Source organism: Flavobacterium sp. F52, assembly GCF_000278705.1.
In the GTDB taxonomy this organism is placed as follows: Bacteria; Bacteroidota; Bacteroidia; order Flavobacteriales; family Flavobacteriaceae; genus Flavobacterium; species Flavobacterium anhuiense.
The window spans coordinates 93,391-111,549 of record NZ_AKZQ01000023.1; the positions used below are offsets into that span (position 1 = coordinate 93,391).

Below are 18,159 nucleotides of genomic sequence, written 5' to 3' on the forward strand. Positions count from 1 at the left end.
CATGGATAAGCCGATAATCATTAATCTTCCAAAAATTTTGGATAAAAGGGGGAATCTGTCTTTTTTTGAGTACCCCAATCAACTGCCTTTTGAGATAGTAAGGACTTATTGGATATATGATGTACCTGGTGGGCAAGTTCGAGGTAGTCACGCTTTCAAACAGCAGAAGGAGTTTATTATAGCACTTTCTGGAAGTTTTGATGTGGTATTAAATGATGGAGAGAAAGAGGAAAGATTCTCTCTTAACCGATCATATAAGGGCTTGTATGTTCCAAAGATGTATTGGAGAAGTATCGAGAATTTTTCCACTAATTCATTAGCATTGATTGTTTCTGATAAATTATATGATGAAAGTGATTATGTGAGAGATTTTGAACAATTTAAAACTATGAAGAATGGATAATTTATCAGTCTTTGAATGTTCGGTCATTGATTTAGGTAAAATCGATTTCGAAGAGGGAAATTTAACAGTAGTTGAGAACTCTAATTTTCCTTTTGATGTCAAAAGAGTCTTTTATTTATACGATATTGCAGGAGGTGAAAGTAGGGGGGCTCATGCTCATAAAGAGTGTCATCAATTTTTATTGGCGGCAAGTGGAAGTTTTGAAGTGAGTCTGGACGATGGTAAATATAAAAGACAGGTCTTTTTAAACAGACCAAACATAGGCTTGCATATACCGCCTGGAATTTGGGCTTCTGAGATTAATTTTTCTTCAGGAGCAATCTGTTTGGTTTTGGCTTCACATGTTTACAATGAAGAGGATTATATTAGAAATTATGATGACTTTTTAAACTACAGAAAAAATGGCTAAAATCCATCCACTTTCGGATGTCCAATCTCAAAATATAGGAGAAAGCACTACGATTTGGCAATATTGTGTAGTACTTAAAGATGCTATTATTGGAAATCATTGTAATATCAATTGCCAAGTATTTATTGAAAATGATGTAAAAATTGGAAATTTTGTAACCATAAAACCAGGAGTACAGATTTGGGATGGTGTTACTTTGGAAGATCATGTTTTTATTGGACCCAATGTCACTTTTACAAACGATTTAATACCTCGTTCTAAACAATATCCTGAGGTTTTTGAGAGAACAACAATACAAAAAGGAGCTTCTATTGGGGCTAATGCAACAATAATTGCAGGAAATACAATAGGAGAATATGCACTAATTGGAGCTGGAAGTGTTGTTACTAAAGATATACCACCATTTACTGTGTGGTTTGGAAATCCTGCGAAACAAAAAGGAACTATAGACGAAAAAGGAATAATTACCTATTTATAAAATAAAGATAATAATGATTAAATTTCTTGATTTACAAAAAATAAATCTTACTCATCAGAAAGAAATAGAAGAAAGATTACTTCATACATTTCGCTCAGGTTGGTATTTGTTAGGAAATGAAGTTAAAGCTTTTGAAGATAACTTAGCAAAATATATTGGTGTAAATCACGCTATAGGCGTAGCCAATGGGCTTGATGCTTTGAGATTAATTTTAAGAGCATATATTGAATTAGGAATTATGAAAAGGGGCGATGAAATCATTGTTCCTGCAAATACATATATTGCTTCAGTTTTAGCAATTTCAGATAATGGCTTAGTGCCAGTCTTCGTTGAACCGGATATTAATACTTATAATATTGATATTTCAAAAATTGAAGAAAAATTAAATGAGAAGACAAGAGGAATTCTTATAGTTCATTTGTATGGAAGAGTGATTTTTTCTGAACAATTGAGTGATCTTGCTAGGAAAAATAACCTTAAAATTATTGAAGATAATGCACAATCAATAGGTGCAAAATGGAAAGACAAGGAAGCTGGGAGTTTAGGCGATGCTGCAGGTTTCAGTTTTTATCCAGGCAAGAATTTAGGAGCTTTAGGAGATGCGGGAGCGGTAACGACAAATGATGAAACTTTAGCGAAAACAATTCGTGCATTGGCAAATTATGGATCTAATCAGAAATACATCAATATTTACCAAGGTTTAAATTCACGATTAGATGAGATACATGCCGCAGTTTTAGGTGTGAAACTAAAGTATATAGATCAAGAAAATGATATAAGAAAAAATATAGCAAAAAAATATATTACGTCTATAAAAAATTCTAAAATTCATCTTCCTGAAATGCCTGAAAATGAAGAAGAACATGTATGGCATTTATTTGTTATAAGAACAAGTAATAGAGAAAAAATTCAGAATTATCTTGCTGATAATGGCATTCAGACTTTGATACACTATCCTATTCCTCCACATAAGCAAAATGCTTATACTATATATAATCATTTGAGTTTCCCAATTACTGAACAGATTCACGAAGAGGTTCTTAGCCTGCCTATAAGCCCTGTAATGAAAGATGAAGAGGTTGAGCATATTATAAAAGTACTTAATAACTTTCAGTAAATTATTATACATGAAAAAATATATTAAGAATAGAATTTTAAATTTCTTAGATAAAAATGGGTTTCAAAGAAAACCTATAGGCGAAGATCCCAAAGTGAATCTATATGATCAAATGAAATATGTTTTCACTCCTAAAAATGATAAGATAGTTTCTATAATTTTTTCTAAAGACAGAGCTATGCAACTTGATGGTTTCTTGGCCAGCTATTTTGAAAATGTTGAAAATTACTCTGAAATAAAAGTTTTGTATCATGTAAGCAATGAGGCACATAAAAAATCTTATCTTGATCTGCAAAAAATTTACGAAAATTTTCCTGTAAAATTTATTCAGGAAACAAATTTCAGAGCTAATCTAATTGATGCTTTAGAAAAATCTTCTGAAGATCGCCTTATTTTTTATGTTGATGACATGCTTTTTTCTCAGAAAATAGACTACAGCTGGTTAAAAGACATAGATCCCTTAAATAATATTGTTTGTCTGTCTAGAGGTAAAGATCTTAATTATAGTACAGTTCTAGCTAAAAAACTTGAAGTTCCTTCTTTTAATAAAATCACAGAAAATTTATATCAATTTAAATGGAATGAGATTAGTGAGTTTTCTGATTGGACTTACCCAATTGGTGTATCTGGGTATATGTTTTCTAGATTAGAAATTATGGCTATGATAAAAGCTACAAATTTTAAAGCTCCTAATTCTCTGGAACATAATTTACAAATGTTTTTACCATATTTTACTAAGCGAGGAGGGATTTGTCTTGAAAATGTAGCTACTCCTTGTGTACATACTAATTTGACACAAACAGAAGGGTACAACAATATTTTGGGTCATTACTCACTAGAAGAATTATTGGATCTTTGGAACGCAAATAAAAGAATTAATTATGCCGAGTTCATTGGTCTTAAAGTTTCTGAAGCTGAAGTGAAGAAGTATAATTTTATTGATAGATTATAGATAGAATTTAAAATGCTATTAAAAAAAATATTAAATAGAATAACTTCTGAATATAGATTTGTCAAATATTATTATTTACCAAATTTAAATTATTTAAGTATCGTTGACGGTAAACCTAACGGCGTTGAGCAAAAGATTAAATTTAGAGGAATTGGTGTAATAAAAATTGGTTGCAATTGTTTTTTAGGTACAGAAATAGGGGGAAGGTCTTATGGTGAAACTGAATTTCAAGTTAAGTTCAAAGATTCTGAAATAATTTTAGGTGATAATGTTTGTACTAATAATAATCTATTTATTTGTTGTGCAAAAAAAATTGCTATTGGAGCTGATACTGTAATAGGAGAAAGGGTAACTATTTTTGATTTTGAAGGCCATGGAATACGAGCAGATCAAAGAAAACAGATTGGTGTATTTGGTACAGTTGAAATTGGTAACAATGTTTGGATTGGTAACAATGTCACTATTTTAAAAAACTCATCAATTGGAGATAATACGATAATTGCCGCAGGAGCAATTGTCAGCGGGCGATTTCCAGCAAATGTTATAATTGGAGGAGTACCTGCAAAAATAATTAAAGAACTTCCAAATTGATGAATAAAAATCATAAAAAATCCTATGCTAAAGCATTAAAAGCTACAACTATATTTGGAGGAGTACAAATAGTTGTTATATTATTTCAAATATTAAAGTCTAAGGCTGTAGCCGTTTTAATTGGTGCATCAGGAATGGGGGTTTTGGGTCTACTAACTCAAACTGTAACTTTTTTATCAGCTATAACAAATTTTGGTTTAGAATCTTCAGCTGTAAAAAACATTTCTTCAGCAGAGGCATCAGGTAACAAGGATTATCTATATAAAACAATTTCAGTATTTCGGAGATTGGTATTTTACACTGGGACACTCGGTTTTTTAACGTGTTTGTCTTTATCTCCTTTTCTTAGTTCAATTGTTTTTGAAAACGAAACTCATACTGCATCATTTATTATTTCAGCAACTTCATTATTATTTATGCAACTTGCTGTTGGACAAAATGCCATTTTGCAGGGAATGCGAAAAATGAAACTTTTAGCAAAAGCAAGTGTTTTAAGCTCATTTGCAGGGCTTTTTGTTTCGGTACCAATTTATTACTTTATGGGTATAGATGGGATTGCAATTTCTATAACAATTTCAGCATTTGTTAATTTTCTTATTCCTTTCTTTTTAGTAAAAAAAATTAACATTGGGAAAGTTTCATTTAATAAAGATGTTTTCAAGGTAGAAGGCAGAAATATGCTTAAAATGGGTTTTCTTTTAAGTATGAGTGGCTTGATTTCTATAGGTAGTTCATTTTTGCTCAGAATATTTATTACTCGAGACGGAAGTCTTGCTGATGTTGGTCTTTATAATGCAGGTTTTGCAATTATTGAAGGATATGTTGGAATAATATTTACAGCAATGGCAAAAGATTACTATCCCAGACTAAGTATGGTTTCAAATGATGTTGTAGAGAGAAACCGTGAAGTTAATCAACAGACCGAAATTGCTATTTTGTTTCTAATACCAATATTAACCGTTTTTCTACTATTTTTAAATCTTATTATTCTTATTTTATATACAAAAGAATTTTTACCAGCATTAGAAATGATTCAGTATGCGGTACTTGGAATGTTTTTTAGGGCGATTTCTTGGTCGATGGGTTATCTTCTATTAGCAAAAGGAGATTCAAAAATATTTTTTTGGAGTGAATTAATATCTACAATTTACATTTTCTCTCTGAATATTTTGGGATATAAATTTTTAGGTTTAAAAGGAATTGGAATTGCATTTGTGGCGATATATTTTTTACATGCGATCCAAATCTACTTTACAACAAAACTATTTTATAATTACAGTTTTGATAAAAATCTATTGAAAGTATTTTTAATAGGAACATTATTGATAGTTTCTCAGTTTTTTATCGTAACAGAAATAGAAAATCCATATAAATATTTCTTGGGAACTATTATATGTGGAATAGGTTTTTTCATTTCATTTAAAGAGTTAGATGATAAAATAGGCATTTTGACCTTAATCAAAAGTAAAATCGGAAATAGATAAAGTATTTAAAAGTTAAATTTATCATTAGGGTAAATATTATATGAAAAATATTAAAGAAGATACATTATTAGTTTCAATTATTGTTATTACATACAACTCTGCAGATTATGTTTTGGAAACGTTAGAAAGTATTAAAAATCAAACCTACAAAAACATTGAGTTAATCATTACTGATGATAAGTCAAAAGATAATACAATTGAGATATGTAACAAATGGCTAGATGAAAACAGAAAGGAATTTACTAGTTCAAAAATAATTGTTACTGCAAATAATTCTGGAATTCCTGCTAATTGCAATAGAGGAATACACGCTGCAAAAGGAGATTGGATTAAGATAATTGCAGGTGACGATATATTATTGCCTGATGCTATTGAAAATTATATTCGATTTGCAGGACAAAATGAAGAGTGTGAGATTATTCACTCTAAGGTAGTTAGAATGGTTCATAGGGGGAGTGAAATAGAGAAAATCAATGCTGAAAGGTATCCAAAAACACTTCATCAAAACATGTTTCCTAAAACTCAGTTTAAATTGCTTAGGTTTTCAACGATGGTTTTGGCTCCTACCGTATTTATGAAAAAAGACCTTTTAGAAAGATTAGACTATTTAGATGAGTCAATAAAATTATGTGAAGATTGGCCATTTTGGCTAAAACTTACTTATCATGGAAGTAAATTTTACTTTCTTAATAAAGAAATGGTGCTTTATAGGATTCATGAAAAATCGGTTTATAGTAGTAATGAAAATAAATTTTTAATTGCTCCATTTCATTCTGTGGAAAAAAGTATTTATGAAAAATATATTCGTGAGAATGTGAATTTTTTTGATAAATTAATTTTTGATTATTATTATGCTCTAAGGGACTATTTCTTTAGGTTTAATGATTCTTCATTCAATTCCCTAATTAAATTTTTTTACGATTTCTTAAGTCTACCATATCGTGTTTATAGAAAGCTAACTTTTTTAGTTTATAATAAATGAGTTTGTCTTCGCATTCTATTTTTAAAGTTTTAAACATTAAAATAATATATTGATGAGGTTACTCCATATAGCAAGCTTGATTGGTTCTAATACTAATGGGATAGACTATGTCATTGAAAAGCTTTTGTTGCATCAAAATGAACAGGAAGGAATTAACGCAGAATTGGTTGATTTAAATAATTTTTCACTTTTAAATTCGTTAAAAACAATTGAATTGAATGAAATTGTTATATTTCATAGCATTTTTTCAATAAAGTCTTGGATATTAATTTTTTATTGTTTGTTTAAAAATATTCCGTACATTATTTTTCCCCATTCAGGGCTTACCGTTTCTTCGTTCAAAAAATCTAGGTTAAAGAAGAAATTAGTAATGAATTTATTTTTAAAAAAGTTAATATTTAAATCTGCCGCTGTTCATTTCTTAAATCAGAATGAAAAAGATAATAGTTATAAATATTATTCTAATAGTTTTATTGTACCAAATGGTATAGATGTTGATCCTAATTTACAGGAAGAAACTAGAGAAAAGTACATAGCTTATTTAGGGCGTTATGACATTAATCACAAGGGAATTGATATTCTTTTGGAAGCTATAGTATTAATAAATAATGAGTTAAGAAATAATGGGTATAAAATAATTTTGCACGGTTATGATCCTACAGGTATTTCTTTAAAATTTATTAATGATTTTGTTAATAAGAATAACTTAGAAGATTTAGTGTCCGTTCGCGAATCAATAACAAATAATCAGGATAAAACTAATTTTTTAGGTAAGGCATCTGCATATATTTTAACCTCAAGATACGAGGGACTGCCTATTAGTGTTTTAGAAGCATTGAGTTTTAATACTCCTTGTCTTGTTTCAAAAGAGACAAATATGGCTGAATTAATTGAAGATAATGGTTTTGGACTTAGCTGTGAGGCAAATTCGGAAAGTGTCAAAGGGATGTTGCTTAAATTTTTCATTGAATCAGAAAAAGGAGGTTTTAAGAAATCCAAAACTTTTTTGATTGAAAATTTTAGCTGGGATATAATAAGCAGGCGCTTAATATATGAATATAAAAAAGCAATAAGTTATGATAAATGATTTAACAGTTATTATACCTATGTATAATGCAGATAAATTTATTGAAGAAACGGTTAAATCTATAATTGATCAGACATATAAAAAATTTAATGTTATTATATTAGATGATAATTCTACAGATCAGTCTTATGAAATCGTCAATGAACTGACAAAACATGACGCTAGATTTGAAATTATTAGAAATGAAGAAAATCAAGGATATTTAAAATCTACAAATATTTTACTTTCTTTAGTGAAAACAGAGTATTGTGCATTTTGGGATGCAGATGATACATGCGATAAAAATCGATTTTCTTTACAAATGGAGTATCTTAAAAATAATCCAGATTACGATTTGGTAGGGAGCTATTGTATGTTAATAGATAAAGATTCTAAACCAATTAGAAGGATAAAATATCCCCAAAGTGTGTCTCTTAACAATTTTAATGTGTGCGGTAGTTCAGTTTTGTTTCGAACAAAAGTTCTAGAGATTTCTGGACTGTATAATCCTTTATTTGATAGAATCGGTTCTGAAGATTTTGAATGGTTGTTGAGAACCTCTAATACTTTTAGATACATTTGTTTGCCTCAAACGCTTTATAATTATCGTCGATTGCCTAACTCATTAACTTTAAGTAAAGATGGTAATCCTTCTTTTATATTTTCACACAAACTAGTTAAAAGCATCTTTACAGCTTATCCATCTAAAATTAAAAATTTTTATTGGGAAGATCCTGAAATTACTTCTTTTTTTTCGAGTGAAGTTTTAAGATTGTCAAAAGAAGAACTTTTAAATCCTAAAGGGAAACTCTATCAAGTTCTTGAAAGTAAGATTATTTCAAACGATTTAAGAGGGTTTTATAAAGAATTATTTTTATATCTAAAGTCGTTTTTTTTTAAGGCCGATTTTTTTCAAATTCTTAAATTAAACATTAAATTGATGTTGTTTAAAATAAAGAACAGTTAATAATGATTAAAAGTCTTCGTTTTTTTTCATTAGAATTGCCGTATCTATTTCGGATATTTATCTTTTCACCCCTTTTATTCTTTATAAATTTTCCATTTGAATATAATGCGGATTACGGAAACTATTTTCCTAATTATGCTTATAGTTATTTTACTTATGAACCTTTATATGAATGGTATTCATATTTTTGTAGAGAGTTTTTAGGATGGGATTTTTTTTTATTTTGGTTTTCAATATCGATTCTTGAATTGATATTTTTCGCGTTAATTTATAAAACTCTTATACAGGTCGTTCTCGCAGTTCCGTCTATTATAGGAATGAGTCAATTTTTTTATGGTACTCAAGTGCGATATGCTTTAGCAGCATTATTAATAGCATACTGTTCGATTACTGTTTCTAGACCCGTATTTCGATTTTTCGCTATAGTAGTAGCTTCTTCATTTCATTATGGAGGTGTTTTAATAGGCGCCATAAGTCTTATAGCTGGAAAAATACCAGATTCTTTTTTTATAATAAATAGAATTAAGCCTTTTCTGGTGCTATTCTTTTTACTTATTTTTTCTTTTTTAGCATTTCAACAATTCGAATATTTAGTTTCATTTACGAGATTTGAATATTATGTGGGAGGAGGTGAATTTGTTGAACCAATTTCTTTAGTTTCTCTGCTATATATTATATGCACTGTTAGTCTACTAATAATTCTTTTTACATTCAGCAAAGCTAACCGTACAAGATTTATTAAGATTGGAATTATAACTCTTTTGGTTTCATTGTTTACTTCTCCTATTGCTGCATTATCTGGACGAGTAACATTATTTTATTTTGTAATAGAACCTGTTTTATTAGGAAGTTTAGCAGTAATCCCAGGAGGGAGATTTTTTAAAGTTGCTCTTTTATTGCTTTACTTTGTTCGCGTCTTTTTTTATTTCTATGTTAATGACTACTATTTTTATTGGTAGAAATAAATTCTAAAAATGGTTTAAAATTGAAGATTTAAAAGACAAGCTTTAAAAGAATTACCATAATTTAAATATTAAATGAAATCAATTGTGTTTAAAGAAGCCGAAAAATTTTCTGTTTTGATGTCAATATATCATAAAGAGGTGCCTGATTTTTTTATTAAGGCTCTGGACTCTTTGATTGATCAAACAAAGAAGGCAAATGAAATTGTTTTAGTTAAGGACGGCCCTTTGACTGAAGATTTAGATCAGATTATCAATCGTTATGTTGTTGAATTTCCAAATTTATTTAAGATCATTTCCTTGTCTGAAAATAAGGGGTTAGGAAATGCGCTTTCAATTGGTATTTTAGAATGCTCTAATGAAATTGTTGCAAGAATGGATACCGATGATATATGTAATCCAAATCGTTTTGAAAAACAGATGGATTTTTTACTTTTAAACCCTCACATAGATGTTGTTGGAAGTAATGTTGAAGAATTTAATGTTGTGCCTGGCGATTTGAAACGTTTTAGAAAAATGCCGGAAAAGGATGTTGAGCTGTTAAGGTATTCTAAATTTAGAAATCCATTAAATCATCCTACTGTAATGTATCGAAAATCGAAAGTTTTAGAAGCTGGGAATTATAATGGAGACATCCTTCTGTTTGAAGATTTTTCATTATTCATAAGGATGTTAAAAAAAGGTTCTAATTTTTATAACATTCAAGAATCATTACTTAATTTTAGAACAGGTTTGGGTATAGAAGTTATAAAAAGGAGGAGTGGACTTTTTTATGTGAAGAACGAATGGAAGTTTGCTGCTTTGGCGTTGAAAATTAGACAATTAAATTATTTTGAATGGCTTTTTTATATTTCGACTAAGCTCCCTTTACGCATTTTGCCCCCAAGAATTATTTTATTTGTATATAATACTTTTTTAAGAAATTAAGATATGAAAATATTATTGACAGGAGCAAATGGATTTCTTGGAAAACATATTGTTGAAGCATTTAAAGGCAATTTTCAAATTGCAACACTGTCTAGAAATGAAGCAAATTATAGCATTTCTCTTGATAAAGAAGTTCCTGATTTTTTAGAAACTTTCGATTTAGTAATTCATGCTGCCGGAAAAGCACATTCTATTCCTCGTACAACAGAAGAAAAGGATGAATTTTATAAAGTTAACGTTTTAGGTACTTTAAATTTGCTAAGGGGGCTAGAGAAATCAGGAATGCCAAAACAGTTTGTTTTTATAAGCTCCGTTTCGGTTTATGGTCAAGAAACAGGAACTCATATAAAAGAATCTTCTAATTTAAGTGCAGAAGATCCTTATGGGTTGAGTAAAATTAAAGCAGAAAAAATAATTGCAGAATGGTGTAAGACTAATAATATTGTATGTACAATTTTGCGTCTACCATTGTTGGTTGGTAAAAACCCACCAGGAAATTTGGGGGCAATGTTGAAAGGAATTAAAAAAGGATATTATTTCAATATTGATGGTGGAAAAGCAAGAAAAAGCATGGTTTTAGCAAAGGATGTAGCTGTTTTTATAAGACAATCAGCTTCATATGGAGGGATTTATAATTTGACAGATACGAAGCATCCCAGTTTTTCTGAGTTAAGTTTTGCAATTTCTGGAAAAGAAAGTCGTAACATGCCCCTAAGTATAGCTAATGTAATAGGCAAAGTTGGAGATTATATTGGTAATAAATCACCAATTACAACATCAAAAGTGAAAAAAATAACATCAGATTTGACTTTCGATGATTCTAAAGCAAAAGAATTATTAAATTGGAAACCTGAATCAGTTGTAGAATATCTTAGTAAAGAAAAATTATTATAATGGAATATATAATTTTAGGAGTCGTTTTATTGATTATTATGTTACTTTATTTTAAAGTAGCAGATCATTTTAATATCATTGACAAACCAAATCAAAGAAGTTCCCATACAGAAATCACTTTACGTGGTGGTGGAATAATTTTCTGGTTTTCTGCTTTGCTTTATTTTGCACAGCATATCCAAACTAATTATTTTTTCTTTACTGGAATAACATTAGTCAGTTTGATTAGTTTTTGGGATGATATTCAAAATCTATCAAATAAAATAAGGATTTCGATCCACTTTCTTGCAATCACATTAATATTCTTTGATTTAGAATTGTTCACTTTAATTCCAATCTGGGGAGTCATAATTTCTTATGTTTTTGCTATAGGCTTAATTAATGCCTATAATTTTATGGACGGAATAAATGGCATTACCGGACTGTATACTTTAGTCGTAATGGGGGCATTATTGTATGTCAATACAAAAATCCAGCTCTTTACTGATGGAATGTTCATAAAATATGCAATGGTGGCTAGTTTAATCTTTCTGTTTTTTAATTATAGAAAAAAAGCAAAATGTTTTGCTGGTGATGTTGGAAGTATTGCTATAGCTTTTTGGATAATTTATTTGGTTGTAAAACTAATTCTTATAACCGAATCACTTATTTGGCTGTTGTTTTTAGCTGTATATGGGGTTGATGCGGTTTGTACAATTCTACATAGGCTTTATCTAAAACAGAATATTTTTGAAGCACATAGATTGCATTTGTATCAAGTATTAAGCAATGAATATAAAATACAACATAGATTGGTGTCTCTTCTTTATGCCTTAACTCAAACAGGAATTTCTTTAATAGTAATTCTTTTCTATCAAAAAGTTCAAGATTCGCTTATTTTTTTAATTGTAATTTTACCTTTATTATTACTTTATTCGTCAAAATTTTATTTGTTAAACAAGATTAATTTACGATTGAATCATGGAGCCTAAAATAATTCAGGGAGGAAAATTTTCAGATCAACGAGGAAGTATATCGTATGTAAATGATTTTAGCTTTACTGATATTGAAAGGTTTTACATTATAAGTAATTCGAAGGAAAATCCAATTCGAGCTTGGCAAGGACATAAATTAGATGCTAAAAATTTCTATTGTCTTTCAGGGGCTTTTAATATTCATTTTATAAAAATTGATAATTGGGAAAATCCTTCGAAAGATTTAGTTGTCAAGACCGTTAATGTTTCGGAATCTGACAGTAAAATAGTTCATATTCCTGCAGGTTATGCAAATGCAGTAGAATCGTTGGAGGAAAATTCCAAATTAATGTCATTTTCTACATTGCCATTAGCAAATGTGAGTGAAGATGACGTTCGTTATCCGTCTGATTATTGGTCAATAATTAATGAGTAACAAGAGAATTTATTTATCGTTGTGTCAAGAAAGTGGTTTTGAGCTTGAGTATATTCAAAATGCCTTAAAATCAAATTGGATTACCTCTGGAGGACCGTATGTGGATCAATTTGAAAATAAACTTCAGGATTATTTTGAGCAAGGATCATATATAGCCGCACTTAATTCTGGAACATCTGCTATACATCTGGCATTAATATTATTAGGAATCGAAGATGGAGATGAAGTAATATGTCAGAGCATGACATTTTCAGCCTCAGCAAACCCAATTTTATATAAAAATGCAATTCCGGTATTTGTTGATAGCGAACGTGAAACATGGAATATATGTCCAGACAATTTAGAGAATGCGATAAAAGATCGAATACAAAAAGGTAAAAAACCAAAAGCAATAATTGCAGTTCATCTATATGGTATGCCTTATAAAGTTGACGAAGTTCATGCTATTGCAGATCGTTACGGCATTCCAATAATTGAAGATAGTGCTGAAGCTCTAGGCAGTAGTTACAAAGGGAAAAAATGTGGCACTTTTGGTTCTTTAGGAATTCTATCATTTAATGGTAACAAGATAATAACAACCTCAAGCGGAGGCGTAATTATTTCTAGCTCTAAGGAAATAAAGGAGAAAGCAATTTTTTTTGCAACCCAGTCAAAAGATCCAGCAGTGCACTATCAGCATAGTGAAATTGGATATAATTATAGAATGAGTAATATTTGCGCAGGAATTGGTCTTGGGCAAATTAAAGTATTAGAAGATAATATTAAATCAAGAAGAGAGAACCATTTTTTTTATAGAGAAATTTTTAAAGGAATTAAAAACGCAGAACTTTTTGATAATGATAATAACCATTTCTTTTCTAATTATTGGTTAAATACAATATTATTAGAGACAAAAGAAGAAATGGAAAGTTTGAGACTTGCATTCGAAAAATCAAATATGGAAAGTCGCCCATTATGGAAGCCGATGCATTTACAGCCAATTTTTGAACAATATCCATATTATGGAAATAAAGTTGCTGAGGATTTATTTGAAAGAGGACTATGTTTACCCTCTGGTTCAAATCTGAGTGACGAAGATAAAGACAGAATTAAAGGAGTTATTATAAATTTCTTTAAATGAACATCAAATTTAAATATGAAAATTGTAGAGACATTTCTAAAAGATTTAGTAATTATTGAACCAACTGTTTTTGGTGATGAAAGAGGTTATTTTTTCGAGTCATACAATAAAAGTACATTTGAAAATTTAGGAATTAATATTGATTTTGTTCAAGATAATCAGTCTTTTTCGAAAAGGGGAACTTTACGAGGGCTGCATTATCAAAATCCTCCGTTTGCCCAAACAAAATTGATACGAGTTTTGGATGGCGAAATTATTGATGTGGTCGTTGATTTGCGTAAGGATTCGCCCACCTATAAAAAACCTTTTACAATGCTTTTATCAGCTGAAAATAAAAAACAATTATTAGTACCTCAAGGATTTGCTCATGGTTTTTCAGTTATTAGCGATACAGCTACAGTATTATACAAATGTGACCAATTTTACAATAAGGCTTCTGAGGGCGGAATTAAATTTGATGATCCATCGTTAGATATTAATTGGGGAATGGATTTGAAAAATGCAATTGTTTCAGAAAAAGATCAAATTCTGCCTTTTATCGAAAATTGTAATAGCTTATTTTAATGAAAAAAATTCTTGTAACAGGAGCAACAGGGCAATTAGGATCAGAGCTTTCAGTTTTAGCTCCTGCTTTTCCTCAATACAAATGGATATTTGCTGATCGCACCAAAGTGACATTGGATAATTTAGAATTGCTACATTCCCAATTAGAAACAATTAATCCAGATATTATATTTAATGGCGGTGCATATACAGCTGTTGATAAAGCTGAATCAGAAAAAGAATTAGCTTTTAAAATAAACCATTTAGCAGTAGAATTAATTGCAAAATATTCGACAGAAAAGAAGGTTAAATTAATTCATATTTCGACAGATTATGTTTTTGATGGCGCTTCGTCTATAGCTTTAAATGAAGAAGCTGAAACTAGTCCTATAAATGTTTATGGAGAAAGTAAATTGGCTGGTGAAATTGCTTGTTTGAAAGAAAACCCAGAATCAATTATTATTAGAACTTCTTGGGTTTACAGCACGTTCGGAAATAATTTTGTTAAAACGATGCAACGATTAATGCAGGAAAGAGATGAAATCAATGTGGTAAATGACCAGATTGGTTCACCAACTTATGCTGCCGATCTTGCGCAAGCAATGATTGATATTATCGGATCTGCAAAATGGATTCCAGGAATTTATAATTATTCGAATGAAGGAGAAATCAGCTGGTATAAATTTGCGTTAAGCATTAAAAAACTTGGAGGGTATAATTGTAAAGTTGTAGGGATTCCATCTTCATCTTACCCAACTCCAGCAAAAAGACCAAGTTATTCATTATTAAATAAGGAAAAAATAAAAACAGTCTATAATCTGAATATCCCAGGTTATAAGAAAAGTTTAAAAAAAATGTTTTGTTTAAAAATCTAAGACTAGAATTTTTGAGGTTAAAAATCTGAAATTAAGATTATGAAAGGAATTATATTAGCTGGAGGTTCTGGCACAAGATTGCATCCGTTAACTTTGGCTGTGAGTAAACAATTAATGCCTGTTTATGATAAGCCAATGATCTATTACCCGTTGTCAACATTGATGATGGCAGGAATAAATGAGATTCTAGTTATCTCAACACCTTTTGATTTGCCAAATTTTAAGAAGCTTTTAGGTGATGGAAGTGCAATAGGTTGTAAGTTTAGTTATGCAGAGCAGCCAAATCCAAATGGATTAGCTCAAGCTTTTGTGATTGGTGAAGAATTTATAGGGACAGACAAAGTAGCCTTGGTTTTAGGAGATAACATCTTCTTTGGAACAAGTCTTCGCCAATTGTTAAAAGATAATGCTGATCCTGAAGGAGGTGTGGTTTTCGCTTACCATGTTTCTGATCCTGAAAGGTATGGTGTTGTGGAATTTGATGAGAACAAAAATGCTATATCTATTCAAGAAAAACCAGCAGTACCAAAATCGAATTTTGCAGTTCCAGGATTATATTTTTACGATAACTCTGTAGTTGAAATTGCAAAAAATATACAAGCAAGTCCTCGTGGAGAGTACGAAATAACAGATATAAATAAGATTTACTTAGAAGAGGGTAAACTAAAAGTAGGGATATTAGGACGAGGTACAGCTTGGCTTGATACAGGAACTTTCCATAGTTTAATGCAAGCAGGTCAATTCGTTCAAGTTTTAGAAGACAGACAAGGCTTAAAAGTAGGTTGTATTGAAGAAATTGCTTGGAGAGAAGGTTTTATTAGTGATGAACAATTAGAAAAACTTGCTCAGCCTTTACTTAAATCAGGCTATGGCGCATATTTGTTAGATTTACTTAAACAAAAGAAAAAAGGTGTTAAAGTTTAATTTGTGCCTCTAAATAATTATTTAAAACCTTTAATTTGTATTTTTGTATAAAGTTCAAATTTTACTGACTTAAAAAAAGCTAAATTGAATACGGATAAACCAAATAATATAACCTCTTTATTGTATAAAACCTTTTCTCCAAGAAATCTTAGGGCAAATATCAATAATTTGAGTTATTTGCCGAGATGGATTATTGTTGCAATTGATGTGATGGTTTTGTTCTTTTCATTTTCATTTACATATTTACTTTTTGACGGAACGGCGATTGGATATATTATAACATCCCATGATTTTTATTTTGTGGCAAGTTTAATAACGGTCAATATATTTTTCTTTTGGCTTTTTAGAACCTATTCTGGCATTATTAGGCACTCTTCCTACATAGATGCCATAAAACTGCTTTTTTCACAGATGTCAGTTTTAGTGTTTTTCTTATTTGTGAATTTAGTATTTGAATTGTACACAGGACATAAAGCTTTTCTAAATACTGCCCTTTTTATTAATTTAGTTTTGTCTTTTTGTGGTTTGTTTTTATATCGTGTAATTGTAAAACAGACTTTTGAAATGTATTTTTCAGAAAAAGCTACAACAAAGCTCGTGCGAACAGTTATTTATGGTACAGATGCAAATGCAATTTCAGTAGCTAATGCTTTAAAATTTGAAACTCCTTCACGATTTAAAATTGTTGGATTTGTAGATAAGAATAATCAGAATGCGTCTAAACGTATGCTTGATCTGCCTATCTTAATTTTAAGAAAAAAGCTTCCAGCTCTTATGCGCTCTGTCGCTGCAGAAGGTGTAATTATTGCTGACAAAAGCTTGACTAAAGACGAGCAACTTATTATTGTTGATCAGTGTTTAGAGTTTAACTACAGAGTATATACCGTTCCATTGATTTCCGACTGGGAAAACCAAAAAGAGATTTCTCAGAAAGTAAAAAATATTCAGATTGAAGATTTATTGGAAAGAAAACCGATAGTTCTGGATAGTAAATCAATTTCTAAACAATTAAAAGACAAAACAATTTTAATTACTGGCGCTGCTGGTTCAATTGGAAGCGAGATTGTAAGACAGGTTCTGAATTTCAATCCGAAAAATGTTATTGTTTTGGATCATGCTGAGACTCCATTGCATAATTTGTGCTTAGAAACGCAAGCAATGAATTTCAGCACAAAAATTGTTGCTGTAATTGCAGATGTACGAAGCAAGAAAGCACTTGAGAAAGTATTTAAAAATTATAATCCACATGTTGTTTTTCATGCTGCTGCATATAAGCATGTGCCTTTAATGGAAGAAAACCCTGCTCAGGCAATTCAAACTAACATAAAAGGAACTAAAAACCTTGCAGATTTAGCTTGTAAGTATCGAGCGAAGAAATTTGTAATGGTTTCTACAGATAAAGCTGTGAATCCAAGTAATGTAATGGGTGCAAGTAAACGTATTGCCGAGAAATATGTTCAGTCTTTGTTCTTAAAAAATCAAAGAGAGAATGTTGAAGGAGGCACGAAATTTATTACGACTCGTTTTGGAAATGTTCTAGGATCAAACGGATCTGTTGTACCATTGTTCACGAAACAAATTGCAGAAGGAGGGCCAGTAACCATTACACATCAGGATATCATTCGCTATTTCATGACAATCCCAGAAGCTTGCCAGCTTGTGTTAGAAGCTGGAGCAATGGGGAATGGTGGAGAAATCTATATTTTTGACATGGGTAAGCCGGTTAGAATTATTGATTTAGCTCGAAAAATGATTAAATTGGCTGGTTTTATTCCAGACAAAGAAATCAAAATTAAAATCGTTGGTCTAAGACCTGGAGAAAAACTTTATGAAGAATTATTGAATGATACTTCTAAAACTCTTCCAACATATCATAATAAGATCATGATTGCACAAGAGATTCAAGATGAGTACGAAACCCTTCATAATGATGTTGATGAATTAATTGGCATTGCTGATTTTTACGAAAATGATGATATAGTAGCAAAGATGAAAAAAATTGTTCCAGAATTTAAGAGCATGAATTCTGCTTTTGAAGTTCTAGACAAATAGTATAATAATTAAATTATAAATCAA

20 protein-coding genes are annotated in these 18,159 nt (G+C 30.2%); all 20 read left to right on the top strand.

Annotated elements, in window-relative coordinates; translation table 11 throughout:
- The first annotated feature begins 1 nt into the window (after nt 1).
- The 20 genes from FF52_RS07665 to FF52_RS07760 all read left to right on the top strand — a co-directional run bounded on the left by FF52_RS07665 (nt 2) and on the right by FF52_RS07760 (nt 18,135).
- Nucleotides 2-403 (top strand): sugar 3,4-ketoisomerase, encoded by a 402-nt coding sequence (locus FF52_RS07665; protein ID WP_008464377.1) that lies wholly within the window; start codon nt 2-4, stop codon nt 401-403.
- Nucleotides 396-812 carry a sugar 3,4-ketoisomerase gene (locus FF52_RS07670; protein WP_008464379.1) on the top strand — a complete coding sequence of 139 codons (417 nt, stop codon included), beginning with the start codon at nt 396-398 and terminating at the stop codon, nt 810-812. Before FF52_RS07665 ends, FF52_RS07670 begins: the two co-directional genes overlap by 8 nt.
- Nucleotides 805-1,290 carry an acyltransferase gene (locus tag FF52_RS07675; protein WP_008464380.1) on the top strand — a complete coding sequence of 162 codons (486 nt, stop codon included), beginning with the start codon at nt 805-807 and terminating at the stop codon, nt 1,288-1,290. Before FF52_RS07670 ends, FF52_RS07675 begins: the two co-directional genes overlap by 8 nt.
- Nucleotides 1,291-1,303: 13 nt before the next feature.
- On the top strand, nt 1,304-2,407 hold the full coding sequence (locus tag FF52_RS07680) for a DegT/DnrJ/EryC1/StrS family aminotransferase (RefSeq protein ID WP_008464382.1): 1,104 nt from the start codon (nt 1,304-1,306) through the stop codon (nt 2,405-2,407).
- Between the two features lie 10 nt (nt 2,408-2,417).
- On the top strand, nt 2,418-3,359 hold the full coding sequence (locus FF52_RS07685; RefSeq protein WP_008464383.1) for a hypothetical protein: 942 nt from the start codon (nt 2,418-2,420) through the stop codon (nt 3,357-3,359).
- Nucleotides 3,360-3,371: 12 nt separating this feature from the next.
- Nucleotides 3,372-3,950, top strand: a complete 579-nt coding sequence (locus tag FF52_RS23125) for an acyltransferase (RefSeq protein ID WP_008464385.1) — start codon at nt 3,372-3,374, stop codon at nt 3,948-3,950.
- On the top strand, nt 3,950-5,434 hold the full coding sequence (locus FF52_RS07695) for an oligosaccharide flippase family protein (protein WP_008464386.1): 1,485 nt from the start codon (nt 3,950-3,952) through the stop codon (nt 5,432-5,434). Before FF52_RS23125 ends, FF52_RS07695 begins: the two co-directional genes overlap by 1 nt.
- A 40-nt stretch (nt 5,435-5,474) precedes the next feature.
- The gene (locus tag FF52_RS07700) at nt 5,475-6,416 is read left to right on the top strand and encodes a glycosyltransferase (RefSeq protein WP_008464387.1); all 942 of its coding nucleotides are present in this window, start codon (nt 5,475-5,477) and stop codon (nt 6,414-6,416) included.
- Between the two features lie 52 nt (nt 6,417-6,468).
- On the top strand, nt 6,469-7,503 hold the full coding sequence (locus FF52_RS07705) for a glycosyltransferase (RefSeq protein WP_008464388.1): 1,035 nt from the start codon (nt 6,469-6,471) through the stop codon (nt 7,501-7,503).
- Nucleotides 7,493-8,449 carry a glycosyltransferase family 2 protein gene (locus FF52_RS23130; protein WP_008464389.1) on the top strand — a complete coding sequence of 319 codons (957 nt, stop codon included), beginning with the start codon at nt 7,493-7,495 and terminating at the stop codon, nt 8,447-8,449. Before FF52_RS07705 ends, FF52_RS23130 begins: the two co-directional genes overlap by 11 nt.
- 2 nt (nt 8,450-8,451) lie before the next feature.
- Nucleotides 8,452-9,408 carry an EpsG family protein gene (locus tag FF52_RS07715; RefSeq protein WP_008464390.1) on the top strand — a complete coding sequence of 319 codons (957 nt, stop codon included), beginning with the start codon at nt 8,452-8,454 and terminating at the stop codon, nt 9,406-9,408.
- 78 nt (nt 9,409-9,486) lie between these two features.
- Entirely contained in the window at nt 9,487-10,338 is an 852-nt protein-coding gene (locus FF52_RS07720) for a glycosyltransferase (protein ID WP_008464391.1), read from the top strand.
- Nucleotides 10,339-10,341: 3 nt separating this feature from the next.
- Entirely contained in the window at nt 10,342-11,232 is an 891-nt protein-coding gene (locus tag FF52_RS07725; RefSeq protein WP_008464392.1) for an NAD-dependent epimerase/dehydratase family protein, read from the top strand.
- Complete coding sequence (locus tag FF52_RS07730; protein ID WP_008464393.1) at nt 11,232-12,203, top strand: MraY family glycosyltransferase; 972 nt, start codon at nt 11,232-11,234, stop codon at nt 12,201-12,203. The genes FF52_RS07725 and FF52_RS07730 overlap by 1 nt, the downstream gene beginning before the upstream one ends.
- Complete coding sequence (locus tag FF52_RS07735; protein ID WP_008464394.1) at nt 12,193-12,621, top strand: WxcM-like domain-containing protein; 429 nt, start codon at nt 12,193-12,195, stop codon at nt 12,619-12,621. The genes FF52_RS07730 and FF52_RS07735 overlap by 11 nt, the downstream gene beginning before the upstream one ends.
- Nucleotides 12,614-13,741 (top strand): DegT/DnrJ/EryC1/StrS family aminotransferase, encoded by a 1,128-nt coding sequence (locus FF52_RS07740; RefSeq protein WP_008464395.1) that lies wholly within the window; start codon nt 12,614-12,616, stop codon nt 13,739-13,741. The genes FF52_RS07735 and FF52_RS07740 overlap by 8 nt, the downstream gene beginning before the upstream one ends.
- Before the next feature lie 15 nt (nt 13,742-13,756).
- Nucleotides 13,757-14,305: a dTDP-4-dehydrorhamnose 3,5-epimerase gene (rfbC, locus tag FF52_RS07745; protein ID WP_008464396.1), complete on the top strand. Its 549-nt coding sequence runs from the start codon at nt 13,757-13,759 to the stop codon at nt 14,303-14,305.
- Nucleotides 14,305-15,159 (top strand): dTDP-4-dehydrorhamnose reductase, encoded by an 855-nt coding sequence (gene rfbD / locus FF52_RS07750; protein WP_008464397.1) that lies wholly within the window; start codon nt 14,305-14,307, stop codon nt 15,157-15,159. Before rfbC ends, rfbD begins: the two co-directional genes overlap by 1 nt.
- A 39-nt stretch (nt 15,160-15,198) precedes the next feature.
- Complete coding sequence (rfbA, locus tag FF52_RS07755) at nt 15,199-16,083, top strand: glucose-1-phosphate thymidylyltransferase RfbA (RefSeq protein WP_008464398.1); 885 nt, start codon at nt 15,199-15,201, stop codon at nt 16,081-16,083.
- A gap of 84 nt (nt 16,084-16,167) precedes the next feature.
- Entirely contained in the window at nt 16,168-18,135 is a 1,968-nt protein-coding gene (locus FF52_RS07760; RefSeq protein WP_008464399.1) for a polysaccharide biosynthesis protein, read from the top strand.
- Nucleotides 18,136-18,159: the final 24 nt, after the last annotated feature.